The 17191-nt window shown below is 57.0% G+C and carries 11 protein-coding genes and 2 pseudogenes; 1 reads left to right on the forward strand and 12 read right to left on the reverse strand.

What is annotated here, in order from left to right:
* Positions 1 to 139 precede the first annotated feature (139 nt).
* A pseudogene (locus MFF58_RS29965) lies at positions 140 to 745 on the forward strand (IS630 family transposase); the annotation flags it as partial.
* 144 nt (positions 746 to 889) lie between these two features.
* Here MFF58_RS29965 and MFF58_RS29970 read toward each other — a convergent pair.
* The 12 genes and pseudogenes from MFF58_RS29970 to MFF58_RS30025 all read right to left on the reverse strand — a co-directional run.
* Positions 890 to 2590, reverse strand: a complete 1701-nt coding sequence (locus tag MFF58_RS29970) for a hypothetical protein (RefSeq protein ID WP_238293734.1) — start codon at positions 2588 to 2590, stop codon at positions 890 to 892.
* A 212-nt stretch (positions 2591 to 2802) separates the two neighbouring features.
* Positions 2803 to 7074: a glycosyltransferase gene (locus tag MFF58_RS29975; RefSeq protein WP_238293736.1), complete on the reverse strand. Its 4272-nt coding sequence runs from the start codon at positions 7072 to 7074 to the stop codon at positions 2803 to 2805.
* 631 nt (positions 7075 to 7705) lie between these two features.
* Positions 7706 to 8221 (reverse strand): annotated as a pseudogene (locus tag MFF58_RS29980) (transposase); the annotation flags it as partial.
* Between the two features lie 214 nt (positions 8222 to 8435).
* Positions 8436 to 10859: a glycosyltransferase family 2 protein gene (locus tag MFF58_RS29985; RefSeq protein ID WP_238293738.1), complete on the reverse strand. Its 2424-nt coding sequence runs from the start codon at positions 10857 to 10859 to the stop codon at positions 8436 to 8438.
* Between the two features lie 130 nt (positions 10860 to 10989).
* Positions 10990 to 12141, reverse strand: coding sequence for a DegT/DnrJ/EryC1/StrS family aminotransferase (locus tag MFF58_RS29990; protein WP_238293740.1), 1152 nt, complete (start codon positions 12139 to 12141; stop codon positions 10990 to 10992).
* Positions 12131 to 12661 carry a GNAT family N-acetyltransferase gene (locus MFF58_RS29995; RefSeq protein WP_238293742.1) on the reverse strand — a complete coding sequence of 177 codons (531 nt, stop codon included), beginning with the start codon at positions 12659 to 12661 and terminating at the stop codon, positions 12131 to 12133. Before MFF58_RS29995 ends, MFF58_RS29990 begins: the two co-directional genes overlap by 11 nt.
* Positions 12662 to 13109: 448 nt before the next feature.
* The gene (locus tag MFF58_RS30000; protein ID WP_238293744.1) at positions 13110 to 13643 is read right to left on the reverse strand and encodes a hypothetical protein; all 534 of its coding nucleotides are present in this window, start codon (positions 13641 to 13643) and stop codon (positions 13110 to 13112) included.
* Between the two features lie 162 nt (positions 13644 to 13805).
* Positions 13806 to 14123, reverse strand: coding sequence for a hypothetical protein (locus tag MFF58_RS30005; RefSeq protein ID WP_238293746.1), 318 nt, complete (start codon positions 14121 to 14123; stop codon positions 13806 to 13808).
* 12 nt (positions 14124 to 14135) lie between these two features.
* A complete protein-coding gene (locus MFF58_RS30010; RefSeq protein ID WP_238293748.1) occupies positions 14136 to 14888 on the reverse strand; it encodes an FkbM family methyltransferase in 753 nt (250 codons plus the stop codon).
* A gap of 57 nt (positions 14889 to 14945) precedes the next feature.
* Positions 14946 to 15284 carry a hypothetical protein gene (locus MFF58_RS30015; protein WP_238293750.1) on the reverse strand — a complete coding sequence of 113 codons (339 nt, stop codon included), beginning with the start codon at positions 15282 to 15284 and terminating at the stop codon, positions 14946 to 14948.
* Between the two features lie 254 nt (positions 15285 to 15538).
* Complete coding sequence (locus MFF58_RS30020; RefSeq protein ID WP_238293752.1) at positions 15539 to 16333, reverse strand: ABC transporter permease; 795 nt, start codon at positions 16331 to 16333, stop codon at positions 15539 to 15541.
* Between the two features lie 87 nt (positions 16334 to 16420).
* Positions 16421 to 17191 (reverse strand): glycosyltransferase family protein (locus tag MFF58_RS30025; RefSeq protein WP_505744327.1); only part of this gene is annotated, 771 nt, incomplete at its 5' end.

A 17191-nucleotide genomic window follows, 5' to 3' on the forward strand; every position in this document is an offset into this window, starting at 1 on the left:
TCATCACCCGCATCGTCGAGGGCCATCGGCAGCGGCACCTCGATGATCTGCTGCCATGGGCTTACCAGCCAACGCCGGCCCTCAAAGCCGTGGCCTGAGGACAGCGCTTACCCTCGACGCGCGCGACCTCACATAATAAAAAAAGACAACCCACGCTGCCGAGCAGGACCGCCCGGACCTGAAGGCGGCGCGCGAAGCGTGGTTTGAGGGGCAGCCTGAGCTGGACCCCGCCCGCCTCGTGTTCCTCGACGAGACGTGGACGGCGACCAACATGGCCCGCCTTCGCGGGCGCTGCCCGCGCGGCGAGCGTCTGCGTTCGCCGATCCCGCATGGTCATTGGAAGACCACGACCCTGGTGGCGGGCCTGCGCCTGTCCGGGGTCGCCGCGCCGTTCGTGCTCGATGGGCCGATCAACCGTGATGCCTTCCAAGCCTACGTCGATCGCGTGCTGGTGCCCGAGCTCGCCCGCGGCGACATCGTCGTGATGGACAATCTCAGCAGCCACAAAGGACCGGCCGTGAGGGCCGCCATCGAAGCCGTAGGCGCGCGGCTCTTGTTCCTGCCGCCCTACTCCCCCGACTTCAACCCAATCGAGATGGCGTTCTCGAAGCTCAAGGCGCTGCTGCGCAAGGCCGCCGAGCGCACCATCGAAGGGCTTTGGGCCGCCATCGGGCGCTTGGTGGATGCCGTCATCCCCGACGAGTACGCCAACTTCTTCGCCGCCGCAGGATACGACCCCGATTAAACCGAAAACGCTCCAATCTTCTTCACGGCGCCGCTCCTCCCATAAAGCTCTCACAAAACCGAAAAACCTACATTCACGCCGACCCAAAGCGATGGTTGAAGGTCCCGTTCAATCCGAGAGACTTACTTGATCTATAAGGGACAACTACACCTTACCCGTGTTGGTGCTCTCGTGGGTAAGCGACAGTTCCAACGCACGCAATCGCCGAGCTTCCACCAAAACTTCCTCCGGTCCGTCAATGTATTCAGAGACGGCATGAAGGTTAGCTAGGCCGTCAAACCGTCGCTGTACGGCGGCTCTTAGCCGCTCGAAAGCTGCCCGCCGTAAGCTTTCGCTGGCCATCCGAGAGAAAGCTTCCTCGACCGACGCCGCCGTCCGGTGCCTCACCTTTACTACACCGTCATTCTCATCCCAATCGGCATATGCGGCTTCGTCGAACACTATCGGGACGGCACCAAGATAATACGAGCATAAGATGGCATTCGCGGTCTTGTATTTGATGTTGACCGACTCACCGGGCGGGTGAACCACTAAATCGGGAGCTAACCGGCGCCAGTTCAGAATGAATTGATTGAAAGACCGGTGGAGTCGGGCTCGATGGGTTGGCAGCTTAGTACTGATATTTGCTCCATCCGGGATAATCAATCGAGTAGGAAAGCGACTTCCGACCGCCTCAAGAGCTGGAACCACCAGCGCATTGAAAGATTTATGGCGGAATGCCCCCCCAAAAGAAGCGACCTTCAGCTCCGAGCCAGCTATCTTGATATCCCCGGCCGATAAACAGCAAGCGAGTTCTAGGGACTTTTCCAGAGCAGGGGAGAGCAGCCTTACGTGCCGGTGAATTTCATTCTCTTCGTAAAACTTTTTAAGTGGAGGTGAAGTCACAAAGACCGACTGAAAGCCAGTCAGAGCACGCTGCAAGTTTCCGACAGTGTACCACGCTAAATCGGAACGTTCCGACCCAAGGAGTGTAAAATTGTCATCGATATAATAAGCTACTGGCGTTCCAATATCCGCCGCCAAAGTCGCCACATTGGCGCCTGCTGATGAGGGAAAAAGTTGTCGCACCACAATGACTAGAGAAGCGCGACATATCAAACTAACTAAATCGGAATGTCGGCAGAATTCCGGCTCGATAAAAACCACCTCGAAGGCCGCTATTTCGGAGAGTGGATCGAATACGAGGCTCGATGAAGAGTCAATTCGACCGACAACTAGGATGAACGAGCAATCCTTTGGTTTTTGCCGGGAAAATAGTTCGAGAGAGCTAATGTTGGCGGTAGTCAGCTCTGCTCTCGAACGCCTATTTGTGCCGGTCCGAAGACGGTGGTAAGAGAAAGGTTCACCACGGACTGCGTCCGCTGCAAACCCTTGCTTCTCCACACCAACGGAGTAGTCAATGGTTTCGAAAGCCGCTACCGCTGAAAGTCTCGCGACTAAGTCCCGTGCCATTTCTTGCCCAGCACTTGGATCGGGGAGGCACCGGTCAAGCACGCGTCTCGGAATAAGAAGTGACGAAAGCCTAACGTCGTCACGGAAGCGCGTGAGCTCCTCGTAATAGAGACTTACAGGCGGTGTGCCAGCCCCAAGGTCTCTTGGTACCACGATGAAGCGCTGATCATATTCAACACGCCGAGCTCCTTCAAGCATCAGCTCAACCGCATTTACCGCGTAGATAAAACCGCCGGCGCAGAGCACAACGTACTGACTTTTGGCATGTTCAAGACCCACGATCAGTCCGAGGCTCAGACTGATGGTTTCGCGTCCTATCGGCGGCGAAATCAACACCACGCGATCATCCACTTCGACAATCTCGGCTAAACCGCGCGAGGTGGGCAGTCGCATGTCGCAATCCGCGACTATGATCTCTATGTCCTCATAAGTCTGCCGAAATATTGACAGCAGAGTATCCACGATTGCAGACTCGTTATCGGCCTGTGTGATGCCAACCACGAACGAAACACGGGGATGGCCTTGAGCGGCGTAACAGGAGGGGCGCCGGCGGCAATCCCGGAGAAGATCTCCGACCGTCAGTGGAGAAACACTTACCGGCTCGCTCACAGTGCACCTCCAGTCCGCTCCAAAGAGCTACACTCATCAGCGTCCTCCAAGTCGCCGCGGTCTGAATTAATGTCACCTGTCCCATCTCTCGAGCGGACAACCGCGGACGAGGCGTCGTACTCGGGCGGCGCAGAGCCATCCTCGTGAAATGAGGCCTCGAGAGGACTGATACTTGCCCCGCCGATTACATAGACGGAGCGCGGTGGAAACTCTAACGCAAGTCCTACCAGCACGTTCCTCGGCCTTTGAGCAATAAAGGTAGTTCGCCAGCCGCCGAAGCGGTAGGCCGAGTCGCCAAGCGCCTCTGATAATCCAGCGCGTTCAAACCAGGGAGCAGTCACCCCGATGACAAGCGAGTCGCCCAGAATCACCACCGATATGCTGGACTGATTTAAGCTCGGGCGGCACCAGCCTTCTACGGTAATTTTTTCACCCTCGACCTCGATTATGTCGACCGCACCCAGTATGCTTGTGTCGAGCTCGGATAATGGCAGTACAGTTACTTCTGCCCCAATTACATCTCCCGGCAGGATTGCGTCACCGTTTGGAAGCTTCCCGACAATGACTGGGGCGCCGACCTGCTCAAGCCCAATCTCAGTCCGACCGAAAGGAATAAGGAGGTTTGGTCCGAAATCGAGACTCGGCGTCGGGACAGCAATTGTCCAAGGATTTAAGGTACCGTCAGAAATTGCTGGGGTGAATGTTCCGATCATCTTGCCGCCGCTGGCAAGCACCACGCGACGAGGTGTATGGGTAGTACCATTCACCACAACGTTGTCGCCGCGGCCTTCAACGCTGACAATATCATCTTGAGCTGTCTCGCGCGTCGCTGATTGAACGGCGCGCCTGCCTTCAAACGGCCAGATATTCCGCGACGAACTTCCGAACAGGACTGGCAACGGAACGTCGAAGACCCGAAATTCACCGCCTGGCACTTCAGAAAACGCGTTGAAAGCTGTACTGAGTTCGCCGACCTCAACTTGGATTGCGCCGCTTTCCCGCGTTGCTAAAATTTTTACTTGCATTGAGCGCGCAACACCGACACGAAAATTCAAAACGGATGATGATTCCTCATTTTTGAATATAAACTTTCCAGCGAAGTCTTCGTGCTGGCTCCATCCATCAGCAAGGGATGATGCGAAGTCGATGTTTTTCCCGTCGACAATGAGGCCGTAGATGTAGAGGCGCTTACCCACCTCTCCAGCTAGTGTGATTTCTACAAGCTGAGGTTCAACAGCCCTCGAACCCCTGAACCGCCGCTCGGCCGCTTCTCGGCACGCAGCTACGTATAATTCAGCCAGCCTTAGCTGTGTAAAGCGTGGGTGGGATCGCGTCCAGCTTGCTTCCAAGCCTCGAGCCATCGCCCTGTGGCGCTCCACATCGCTGAGCTTTAGAGCACGTGTCAGCGCTTCTTGTAGGGCGACGCTACTCGTGCCGCTCGCGATGAACCCGTTAAAGCCATCCTTGATAATTTCTCTCACACCACCTGCCGGCGCAGAGATTGCAAGACAGCCGCTTGCCATGCCAAAGAGGACTGCTTGTGGTTGCGACTCATCGTCACTACTGCACAATACAATATCCGCCTGGGCATAGAGTGGCCTCATATCCTGTACAAAGCCGTGCACTGTGAGCCGATCGGCCATGCCTCGGAGATCGAATTCCGTCTGACATGCCTGGAGATATTCGGGAAACCACTCCGTATAGCCGGCAAGGACAAGTTCGAGATCATAGCCATCCTCGATAAGGTTCGCGACTGCAACGGCAGCACGCAGTTGCCCCTTTCGCGGCTGAACCGTGCCCGAGACAAGTATGGTAATCCTGCCGTTCCGAGCAAGACCCGTCCCGCGCACCCGACTTTCGCCGATGACGAAGTGCTCCGCTGACACGGGAGCGGGAAAGACATGCGTCGGGCAAGCGAAACTAGATGCCCAGATTCTGCCGTAAAGCTGCGACGAGCAGTGCACGCCGTGTGGTCGACCAAATTGGGTCAGGGATGTAGGAACGCCATAAGCTTGGTGGAGAGAAAGGACGAGAGGAAGCTCAAGTGTTTCGGCAACGGAAACCCAATCTGCTGAGTAGGGTGTCGCGTGAATCAAACGCACGTCTAGCCGGGAACACATCTTTGAAAGGAAATCCAAATTCATAGTGGAGTTTGCGCGAAGTGCCTCTGGCGCAAGGGAAACCTCGAAAGGAAACGTGAAAAGCTCCCAACCTTCCGCGTCCACGCGGCCTTTGAAATCTGAGTTGATGGGATCCTGCTGGCGCGTGCAGATGATCGGCTTCACTCCGAGGGCAGCCATCAGGCGGGCATGATCAAGAAGATGCAGAGTCGCCCCGCCCAAGGCTGTATGGCCAAAGACATAGAGGACTGAGGGGCGACCTAAGGGAATCTTTATAGAGCGAAAAATGCAGTGTAAGTCGGCCGCGACCAAGGCAGTGGCCATGTCGACAGTCGCTTGCTCTGAGGTAAAGCGTTTAGCGACATCGCGCCGCGCGCGGCCAATTATTTCGGCGCGATCTTCGGGATCCATAGAGAGAGCTTTTGTTAATGCGCTCCTCCAGGCGCCCAACTCGTTCGCGACTTTAATGGCGGTTAATCCATCTCGAATCTTCCCGTAGACGGACACATCCGAAACGAGAAGCAGCGCACCCGCGGCAGCAGCCTCAACGTACTTGATAGGGCTCTTGCTACGTTTGACAGCATTGTCGTCGAAAAGCGGCGCCAGCAAAACCTCAAAGTTCTCCGCTTGTAGACGGTCTAGGTAACGCTCGTAGGACTGATCAAAATGGCGATGCACGACACGGTTATCCGGCAACCCTAATGGCGACGGGTCAAAGCCCCAACAGTGCAGCTCAACATCGTGGAATTCATTAAGCGTCGCCGTGATCTCCGACCATAGTAGCTTAAGTTCCGCTTCTCTAATTGGACTCGTGACAAGCGCCACCTTGCGCCGCTCGTTTGTGGAGTGCGGGCTCACATAATTCAGGCGAGAGGCGCGGATGTTTGTCTCTAGACGCAAAACCCGCGGGTTATAAACCCGGCAGGCCCGTTCTACTTCCTCCGAATACACAATAACTATATCCGCTGTTTTAACCTGCTGCTCTATCGCGATATAATTTGGAGTTCCAGGCCTGAGATATGCGTGTTCTAAGCCTGCCTCGTGGAAGGCGAACATGTTGTCGTCCATCACATACACTGTGGAGATGCCACGTTCACTGCAATCGGCGGCAAAGACGCTCGTGGCCGGCGATACCGTGCGATATAAGATTGCGCGCTCTATAAAGCCGGTGATAGGAAAGTCCACCTCTCCATAGAATGTGAACAGGTGCTCTTCGCCGCTGAGGCTATGCACAAAATTTCCGAGTGTAACATCCACCGATGTCGAGTACGCTGCTTTAAAGACCGCGTTGCAACGGTCCGCGCTTGTTTTTGCCGCGATTGCGCTGCGTTCGTCTCGTGTAAAAAGGTCAGGATGCTGGGCTGCGTATGGCGCCACGGCCTCGCGCCATACTGCAGTCTCCACAGATCGGGTTACAGGACGGAAAGGCACTAGAATGTCATAGGATGGCATCGATTCAGGTGCTAGCCTGGCCGCTTTATCAATGCCGAGCAAAGGTAGGGTGAGCTCACGGTCGAGGTGCACACCACGCCCGAGCGAGTGTTCGTGTGCAACAGTTACTTCTCCAATCAACTCGGGAACGTGGATGAAGTCTGCAACGCGCGAAGCTCGCAGCCAAAGATCGTGGTCAGATAAACGACGGAGTAGGACCTGAGGATCGTACATCCCAATTTTTGACAAGAGAGAAAGAGGATGTAGTACTGAGCAGTTTGCAAGGCGGTTCTGCTGTAAAAGTGACGATCTGTTAATGGGGCCTTTGCCGATAATGCCGACTTGTTCCCCGGAGTGGCTGACCATCAAGACGTTGCCGTAAACAATAAAATCTGCGGTATCGCCCGGAAGGCTCTTATGGAGATGTGAGAGTGCGTCTTTGTACCAGACGTCATCTTCAAATTGGTATGCAACGAGTGGCGCTCGTGCCACTAGCAGTCCCTCATTCACGCGCAGCGCGGGCAACCCAGAGTTCGCGTTGTGGCGTATAACAGAGACACGGTCATCGGCCCGACGATATTCTCGCAAGATGTTGAAGAGGCCGTCATTGGAGCCGTCATCTACGATGATAAGCTCTATGTTAGAGAATGTCTGCGTGAGTACGGATTCGATGGCTCGCCGCGTGATGCCGTTGGCTCGGTCGCGGTAAACGGGCATTATAACCGAAATTTCTGGAGTAAGTCCGGGGGAGCGACGAGGTGGAAGGTGCTCCGCGCCAGCGATCAGATCGCGTACGAGCTTTGTGACTCCCATGAACCCTTTTGTCTCCAGATACAAATTACTCCGGCGATCATTGCAAGGGGCGCGCCGAAGCTCCAATTAAGGTAGTAGCACCGAAGACCCCCAGGGGGAATGCGCGTCTGCTGCCGGGTCGTTCGGGGACGGCGCAAGGCAGGCATCGTCGTTTGTGCTTTAGAGCCGCCGTGTTTAGCACAGACTGCGGTTAAGCTGTCCGCGCAGGACCGTGTCGGGTGAGCGACTCTTCAGAACGCGCTGACGGCAGCCGTTGTAGGCGACGTTGAAGTCAGCCAGCAGCGTTTTAAGATCCCGGTTGCTTTAGAGCGTGATGCTTAGCACCTCCCGCTACACCCTGCCGTTTAGCCGTTCGACCAGGCCGAAAGTCGCGCGGCTTGTAGGGTTTGGACATGCGATGCCGCGCACCCTGCCGCTGGCATGTGTGCTCGAAGACATCAGCGTGAAGCATGAGACACGGTCAATCAGGACAGGCGTGACCTTGGACGGGAGAACGTCGAACGCCTCGTCCCCGTTCAGGAAGGCGACGGCTGAACTTGATCCGCAGGGCGTCGAAGAACACGATCGGGTAGACCGGCTCCAGCGGCCGGGCTTGCCAGGCGGTGACCTACTCTAGAACCGCGTCGGTCACCGCGCTGATCAGGTCGGGTGAGACCTCGATCCCGTAGAGCTCGCGTAGGTGCGCGACGATCTCCCGGGTGCTCATGCCGCGGATGTACATCGAAACGACCTTGTCGTCGAAGCCGGGAAAGCGGCGCTGATGCTGGGCGATCAGCTGCGGATCGAACGTCGCCTGCCGGTCGCGGGGGATCGCCAGCTCGATCCGGCCCGCCTCGGTCGTGACCGTCTTGCGGCCATAGCCGTTGCGCGTGTTGCCAGCGTCCCTGCCGGCCAGATGATGGTCCATCTCGGCGTTGAGCGCCCGCTCGGCCAGAGCCTTCTTCAACTCGTCCAGCACACCGTCGGCCTCAAAGGCCGTCTTCGGATCGGCCCCGGCCAGAAGCTGGTCTAGGATCGCATCACGAATACGGAGTGCTTTGCGTCGTGCCATCGGGAACATCCGTCTGATCCACTATGGCCGCCCACACATGAAATTCCTGACAGTCCCGTTCCAGGGGAGACGCCGTAGTGCTTCACCAGCACGCCGAAGCTCTAATAAGCGCTGGCCCCCACGGGAGCCATGGCCACGGCAGCCATCAAAGCGCCAGGCATGCTCCTCGACCGCCTGCGTGAGCGTCTCAACAACCTTCCCAGCCAAACAGCTATCACTTAAGGCCCCCCAACAGTACGCGCAGCTTTCGGGCTAGACCGCGGCGAAACTCAGCGCTCATCACGAGGAATTTGACCAGGCCCTTCTCGCCCCCGGCAAGCCTAAGCTCGATGCGGTGGACGCGGCCATCCCCAATGGCCGGCGAGATTGGGATTAGGAAAGCCCGACGTCCGTCTCCCTTGCCGGCTTCTGCCAAGTCAGCCCGATAAATTGCGGCATCAAAGGAGTCGTATAGATGCCCGTCGACGTGGAGGTCTAATCGGCAGGGTTCTGACGATCCAACGATGTTTGCCCAGCCCTTCACATACAAGCCCTCGATGTTGGACTCGAATTTCCCTTGGCGGACAAGCTCAGCAGCGATTCTGTCCGAATACAGCTTGATAACTGCATTAGCTTCGACATCTGAAGGGCGCAAGGTGCGGCGGTCGGGCGGGATAGAGTGAACCGGAGTGTAAAAGGCTGCAAGTCGATAACGTTCCTGGAGCGCTGCTTCTGTCAGTGGGATGATGCCCTCGAGGAGCTCGGCAATAGGTCGCCATGAAGCGTCTGCTGAGAAGTGGCGGCGGCAGAAATTGAGCAGCCTCAAGTATGCTTCTTCGCGCTTACCCGCCTCGACGAGCCGTTGAAGTGCCTTGTACCATTGTGCCGGATCAGCGCCTGCTTTCTCAACGCCTTCCATATACCCAATCCCTTCGTATGCCCGTTCGTTGGCTAGGATGGGGACTGCACCTAAATAACAGGCGACAAGTATCGCATTATCGGACTTGAAGTGGATGTTGCTCGTTGTGCCGCTTGGATGCACGATAATATTGGGTTTAAATTTACACCAGCTCTCAAGAAAATGCGAGAAGCCGAGGCTGGGCGCGGCAAATTCTATTGAAAATTTGGTTGTTGGATACGTTTCCGGCGTTTCTCGGACTTGAAGGCGCGTTGGGTTAGGCAGGGCGTCTAAAGCCGGCAAGACGTCACGCAAAAGGGCGGCGTTCCGGAAAGGCCCTCCAAAGTAAGTGATTCGCAATTCATCTTCATCAAACGGCCCTATGCCATCCCGGATTTTGCGAATCTTCTCAAGTAGACTCTCGTCAAAGATTGGCGAGAGGATATCAACATCAGTATGTAAGGCATTATCAATGAAAAAGTCGCGCAGCTCGCGCGATGATACCAAGACCGCCTGGAAGGTGGTGAGTTCTGAGCGCATTCGATCAAGCGAGTAGGCGTTCCAAGCTGGATCTTCGCCGATTAGTGCGTTGAAGTTGTCATCGCAGAAATACAAGTGCGGAATTTGCGCGAGACGACAAAATCGAAGGGCGCTCGCCTGCCTCTCTGACAAAAACTCACGTACAAAGATGACTAGGTCCGATGTCGCGAGCTGAGAGTTTTCATACCAGGTGTTGCCGGCCGGTTCGATAAATCGCACACGCCGGAACGGCAGTTCCTCCGAAACGAAGTAGAGGCTCACGCTCGCGTTACAATCTCCATAGACGGACACTACCGGCGGCGGCGACGCGGCCGGTTCGGGCTGCGAGGCCATGATCAATGGTTCGTACCAGAACTTATTTTCGAAATAAGAGCTAACCTCGCGAATTCCGTTCGCTAAAGCGACGGAGCATGACTGGGGTTGGAAAAGGACATCTCGGTTTTCGATCCTACCGGGAATAAGATCTGTATCCCGAGGCAGCGCCATGAATTCGTGGACAACCTCGAAACGCATTGGGTAGGTATTGCCTAGACTGTCCGGGCGGCTAGATCCTAATTCTCGGCCAACTTGTACGCGAGAGCCAACTATCTCGAATCGCTTTTGAATGCGGTACCATAGGTCCCAATCGCATAAGCGAGACAAGATAACGTGTGGATCATAGAAGCCGACTGTCTCAATTACCTCGCGCGTCATAAGTACGCCGGCGTTGCCGAGGAAGTTCGACCACCTCAGCTTGTCGTGTCCGTAAGGCGCTTCACCCAGAAGGAAAGTGTTTCCCGACATGTCGGGCATAGCTACAAGGCCGTGAACAACGGCGGCGCGTGCGCTTTCTTGAACGCGCAGCAGCGACTCGAATGCCGTTTTCTCAAACACAAAGTCGTCGAAGGCAAAGCTGATGAATGTGCCTCGCGCCTGCAGATACGCCTCGTACTCGGACACGGCAGGAAGTCCGATGTTTCTAGGGTGCCGGAGAAGCGAGACGCGGTCGTCTGTTTCCATCAGGGCACGCACCTGCTCTAACGTGCCGTCAGTCGAGGCATCATCGACAATGATGAGCTCGAGATCTTCCATCGTCTGGGAGAGAACGCTTCGGGCAGCCTTCCTGAACATGCCGTCGGAGCCGCGCCGGAACGTGGGCAGGAGGACCGAGAGAACCGGCCGCGCGTTTCGGCGTGGAGAAGGGTGCCACTCGGTCGCTGCGATCAGGTCGCGGACGCGCATTCATTATTCCTGCGTAATTCATAGCACATCAGCGCGCCGGCATTGCTTCCCGCAGTTTTGGAGCTGGCAATGTGGAGCGCCAACCTGGGATTCTTTGCCTGCATGCCCGAGGGTGATTGAGCTGGCGCGTTCAGGAGCGATGATGCGGATCGAGGTCGGTGCCCAAGCAGGCACAGACATATTCGACGTCCTGGCGCGTGAGCCTGAGATGTAGCGGAAGCGAGATCACCTCGTTCGAAAATTGATTGGCATGTGTCCGGCTGTCATGGTGGTGGGCATACATTGTGAACTCGGTGTTGTCCCGATAGTGCACTCCCGGGAAAACACCTTGTCCATTTAACGCTAGTAGAACCTCGTCTCGTCGATCGACGCGAATCTGATAAAGGTGGCGAGAAGATTCGCAGCCATCAGCCACAGGGACTCGTCGAATGCTAGAGTTGTCGCAGAGAAGCTCATCGTACCAAGCGCAGAGCTGGCGTCGGTAGGCATTGTCAGCGTCCAAGTACTTCAGTTGCACCATCGCGATTGCCGCCATGACGGAGTTCCCGTGCTCCTTGAAGCCTATAGCAGGTACGTCGTAGTACCACTTGTAAGCACCGCCGATCTGCGTTCGGGAAAAGGTGTCTTTATCGATCCCGAGCCACGATGCCTGCCGCGCACGTTCGTCCAAACTGCGCTCGGCAAAGCAGATCATGCCGGAGTCAGCGGTGGGCAGGTTCTTGACAGCTTGGAACGAGAAGACAACGGCGTCGCATCCTTGACCAGGGAAGCGACCAGTGACGCGCGTGCCGGCCATATGCGCAGCGTCGAGGATCAGTTTAAGGCCGCGTGCCTCACAAATCTTGCGAATTGCCCCAAGCTGCCCGACGTTGCCGCCAAGGCCGACGAAGATGACCGCTCGTGTACGAGACGTGATCTTCGACTGCACGCTCTCCGGATCCAAGCAGCCCATCGCGTCAATGTCGGCGAAGACAACATTGAGATTTTCGTAAAGAATCGCATGATTCGTGGAAACGAAAGTGATTGGCGTGCTTATGACCTCGTCGCCGTCATCCCAACCATGATGCTCTTTGAGAAGCTTCACGGCAAGTCTAAGCCCAGCTGTAGCAGAGTTAAGAAAATGAGCATGTCTCAGACATGTGTAGTCACACCACATCTTTTCAAATTCTAATGTTTTGTAACCAAGACCGGTCCATCCAAGATCAAGGCACTCACCAATGGCCGATAAGCACTCTTCCTTGCGAAAACTCGGAGCAAAAAGTTGTATATTTTTAGTGGCCATTGTTTATCTCGCGCACCATTTTTAATAGCCCTGAATCCGGATCTGACGACTGGATAGGCTTAAAACCAAGGGAGACGTAGAGCGTAATTGCTGCTATGTTAACGGCTTTAACCTCAAGATGAACATGGTCGATGTTGGCACTAGCAGCTGCAGCCAAGAGGAGCTTTGTCGCCTCTCGCGCTTGGCCAGACCGCCGCGCTGCGGGATCACCGATCAATAACCTGCCGAATTCTGCCGATCGATTTTCCCATTGAATATCGTACAGAGCGATTGTTCCAATCGGCCTTTCTTTGAGATCTTCAATGACAAAGTTGAAATCTCGTCCGGAGGCTTGAGCAGCGGCCAGCCAGCGCTCATGCGAAATTGGCTCGAAGCGCGAAATGATATTGAACCACTTCGCAATGCTTGGATCGTTCCGCCAAGCAATGATTGAAGGAGTGTGGGTTTTACTCAGGGGAACGAGGCAGCAACTGGTGCCAACCATCTTTTGGGTCAGGATCGGATGCGGTTCGTATCTCATCACGCCGTCGGCGTTAGCTGCTCCGGCTAGGTACTGCAACCTCGAATTGAGGAGCACTCGCAAAATCAGCCGTGAAGATGACATAGGTTAAGATTTCTGCAGGGCGCGGCTGTCAGATGGCGCGTCAGATCATGATGCTTGGGCAAGCCAGCGACGTAGCACGCACACGATTGTGCTCGCCTCATTCTCCGCGCGCCACCAGGCTCATGCTAAGGTGACTGTTTTGCGACCGTGAGCCACTAATCCTTTCGAGTAGACCTTTTCGATACGTAGAAACTTAACCACAGAACCAAAGCTTAACATACAACTTAGACTATTATCGCCTCCGAATCGAAAAAAACAAACAGCCTTGTCGCGAATCGAAGCTGCGGCCGTTGAAATCCGTCGTAATATTTATTTTATTTTATCGCCGGATCTAACATTATAAATAATTCGAGCGTCGCGGATATTAAGAAATGTCGGCCTCCCCCAGGATTGCACCGTCTGGGCGCCGGCGTACAGTAATCTTATATACTTTTTGTGGCTCAAGTTTAGGGTTGAAGGCATAATTAAATCCCTGTCGGCCATCCCCCATTCCTATTGCCGCAGCAAGGCCTGGGCGCATAAGATCGGCGTTGAGAGTTGCGATGAGTGCGCCATTGACCAGTATCTCAAGTTCGACCGGATAATCTGGCGCGCCTTGATTGAGTGCCCATCCTACGACTTCCGCGTGTGTTGCCCTGTCTACAAAGCCTCGTAAGTTGCCGAGTAGGTTGGGTTTTTTGCGCAACATAACTGCGTCAGCGTGAAGAGATTTGATGGCCGAATCTAGTGAAGTTGGCCATTCGATGCCATTTTCCCGTAACATCGTCGCAACATCTAATAGAGTGGATATCATTTGGTCCGGCGCGGCTCGGCCGTGCAGGGTGAGCTGTAAAAATTGGTCAGCTAAACGGCTGGCCATGTCTAGTACATAATTCAGAGTATGACGCTGCTCTGTCAACGCTATTTCACCTGCCTGCCTTGTACGGTTATGCGCTGCATAGCTCGTACGAAAAGCGAGGTCTATAGGTTCTGTGGTGGCTTTTGCTTGCCGACGGGCTGTAACAGACCTTAAAGCGCATTTGAGAGGCACGCTACTGAGGTTACAATCTCAAACACGCTCTCAGGCGGTCACGTGCTGCTCGAGATGCGCGCGGAGAATGGAATAATGCTCGACGACATTGTCGAGCATGGCCGCGTTCACGCTTCTGATGTGCTCGGAACCGTGGTCCGGCTGGTAGTTCATCACGTAATAGGACGCGTGCGCCCTCAGCTTCGTCGCCACGAAGGCCGCGTCGGCCGACCAAGCGACTTCGGCACGAACCAGCTGAAGCCGCCTGCAGATCTCGAGCCATTGTAGGTTCAGCGCGATGCCGCTGCCCATCTGCTTGAACAGATCGAACGTCGAATCGAGGATGTTGAGGGCGGCGGCTGCGGACACGAGGCGCTCCGGTCAGGAGGATGCGACGACGAGATCGGGACGCACGTACCAGTCGTCGAACAGGGAAAATTGCCGGAACCGCGGGCGGTAGCCATGGCCGGTCAGAAGATCGTAGATCTTCTCACGCGTCCCGGAGAAATTGTGCTCGACGCTGATCAGCGCGACGTCGTGGCGCGTGAAGTCGAAGCTCTGCAGCACGTCGAACTCGCCGCCCTCCACGTCAATGCTCATGTAGTCGATTCGCTTCGGCGCGCGGGCCTCGGTGAGGAACCGGCTGAGGGAGATGGTCTCGACGCCGTACTGCCGGCCCTCCTGCCGGAAACTCGCATGGAAGTCGCTCTCCACGAGATCTTTCATGCCGGAGAGCTCGCCGATGTCGACCTCGTTGAACAAGACCTCGACCCCGTCGGTCTTGTAGACGCATTTGTCGCTGATGTAGCAATCTCGGTTTCTGTACAGCGCCTCGTGCCAGGCCCGTGCCGGCTCTGCCAAGGCGCCCTGCCAGCCGAACGTTTTCTCCAAGAGGAGGGTGTTGCTGAGGCTCATGCCGTCACAGGCGCCGAACTCCACGAAATAGCCGTTCCGCTTCTCCTTCAGCTCGTACAGGACCCAGAGATCCTGGAGTAGCTGCGCGTTGGACAGCGGAGCCATCCGGGTGGCGAACGACAGGAATTCGAGCTCGGAACTGAGGATGTGCGGTCCGGCATCCAAATTGTCCCTGAGGGCGATGACGGCGTTGAACATCGTCAACAATTCGACATCCATGGTCCTCGACTCCAGCCTCTGAATGGGTTTGTTCGGCAGCGCGGACGAGAATGGGCGTCAATCGCGCGACGATAGCGGGGAGGCTATGCGCCCGAGGAACCTGTTCGATCCCTCGAACAGGACGGTGTGCTGGTGCGAGGCGGGACCGTGGTCCGGGATGGATCGCGCCGCCTTTCGGATCGCGGCCAGGAAGCGCTTTCGATCGAACCCGAAGGGGCGCAGACTGCTGGAGAGGGCGTCGACCAGAGTGCTCATCGCCTGGGTGCGCGCCTGAGCCACCTCTTGGTCGCGCAGGGCGGCGTCACGCTCGGCCTTGATCAGCGCCAGTTCGAGCTGCTGCCGCTGAATTTGGCGGATGTACTTCGTCTCGATGTCGTGGACGGGGTTCTTGATCATGCGGGCGCTGTCAGCCTGGAGCGGATTGGTGTCCCCGGAGGAGGCCGGAAGGACTGGGGCGGAGTGGTTTTCTCAGGCCTTTGTTCACGCCGCGGCAGCGTCGCGCCATTCGACGATAGCTGGCGGGACCCAAAGAAGGGCTGCAGTAGCCTCCGACGTGGTGGCGGTCTTGTCGACTGACCAAGAACTGGGCGAGGCCGCGTGGCCGGCGCGGAGCGGGACGGTCACGCGAAGCCGATCTCTTTAGATCCTGCTCACATCTGAACCTTGCTCACCACGTGCTTCACCAGCAGTAGGCCAATGCTGGCGGCGGTCAGTCCAAACATGATCACATACATATGGTCGATCTGAAGTCCCGCATAGGGATAATAGGCAGACCGCACCCATTCCGCCAATTGCATGGCGGGGTTGTACTTCATCCAGTAGTAGATCTTCTCGGGCATGTAGCTCGGTAGGAACATGACCCCGCTGGACACATACAGAATGATGCTGAACAAGGCATAGCCGATCATCCAGCCGGGGAAAAATCCGATGATTGCGACGTTGATGGTTCCAACACCGATGCCGAGGATGATCGCGGCCAGATAGCCGCACATGGCTGTGATGGGTTCAGCTGGGATCGGATCAGTGCCGATGACGACGAGGATGGATGTGACGACGATGAGCGCGAGAAACCCGGTCACGATTTCCACGAGGATGCGGGCCAGGATCACGTCAAAAATTTTGACTTGCGGGTAGTAGGTCAGGGGCCGGTTCATGATGACGGCTTTCATGACCTCGCGGGAGATGTATTGAAACACCAGAACCGGCACCGCACCCGAGGCGAAGAACAAGGCTCGGTTGTCTCCCAGCGGAGCCGCTAGTTTCTGGAAGGTGTAGATCGCGATGAGCGCGAAGATGTGCACGCAGGGCCAAAGCACGATCACGCCGTAGCCCCAGATCGAGGCGCCGAAGCGCGTGCGCATGTCGCGCAGAATCAGGGCATGCAGCACATGCAGGTAGGACTCGACCGGGGTCTTTTCTGCCTGGGCCGGCGGAAGGGCAGCCATAGATTGACCTCTGCGTTTCGCCGCATGCTTCGGTGAGAAAAGGGGCCAAAGTGCGTTGACATACCCAGGCGGGGTGCCGGGAGCGTGTCAGGCCGGCTCACTGTAATAGTCGCACATCAGGTTTTTGTAGGTGGCGGCTTGGATCGCCCCGTGGCGCCTCCCGTTCGCCGAGACGTCGACGGCGAGCAGCCGGTCGTTGAGGGCGGCCGGGTCGGCGGCCAGGGCGTAGGGCAGCAGGTGGCCGTTCGGGTGGTCGCGCAGCCGCTCGCCCTGGGCGCCGAGGTCGAAGGCCACCACCGGCAGGCCGGTGCGCAGCGCGAGCGTCAGCGCGTACGCGTAGGTCTCCGGCCAGATCGCCGGCAGCAGGATCAGGTCGGCCGAGACCTGGGTGACGAGATCGAGGGTCTCCTCATCCTCCCAGTGACGGCCGGTCTCCGCGATCTGCAGGCCCGCCCGCGCCACGCAATCGAGGGTCGGGTCGTCGGTCGAGTAGCGCCCCGTCTCGAGGACCCCTGCCCGCTCCAAGCCGCCCGTGAGGGCCGGGTCGGAGAAGCCCACGATGGAGAAGTGCAGCGGTAGACCGCGTTTGCGGACATTCGAGGCCAGGGCCTGCAGCAGGAGCCCGCCTTCGGGCAGGCTAATTCCACCCAGCACGGCGATGCGGCGGATCTGTCCGTGCCGCTGGAGGGCGGTGTCGCGCACGGCGCGCTCGGGCTCGAGGTGCGGCCGGACCGTGACGGCGAGGTTCGGGTACACGCCCCGGATCCGCGCCGCCGTGTCGGCGGACGGCGCGAACACCCGCGCGGCGCCCGCCAGGAAGGCCCCGAACGTCGCCCGCCGCGCCCCCGGGTCCGGCTC

This window comes from Methylobacterium longum (assembly GCF_022179385.1).
Taxonomy (GTDB): Bacteria; Pseudomonadota; Alphaproteobacteria; order Rhizobiales; family Beijerinckiaceae; genus Methylobacterium; species Methylobacterium longum.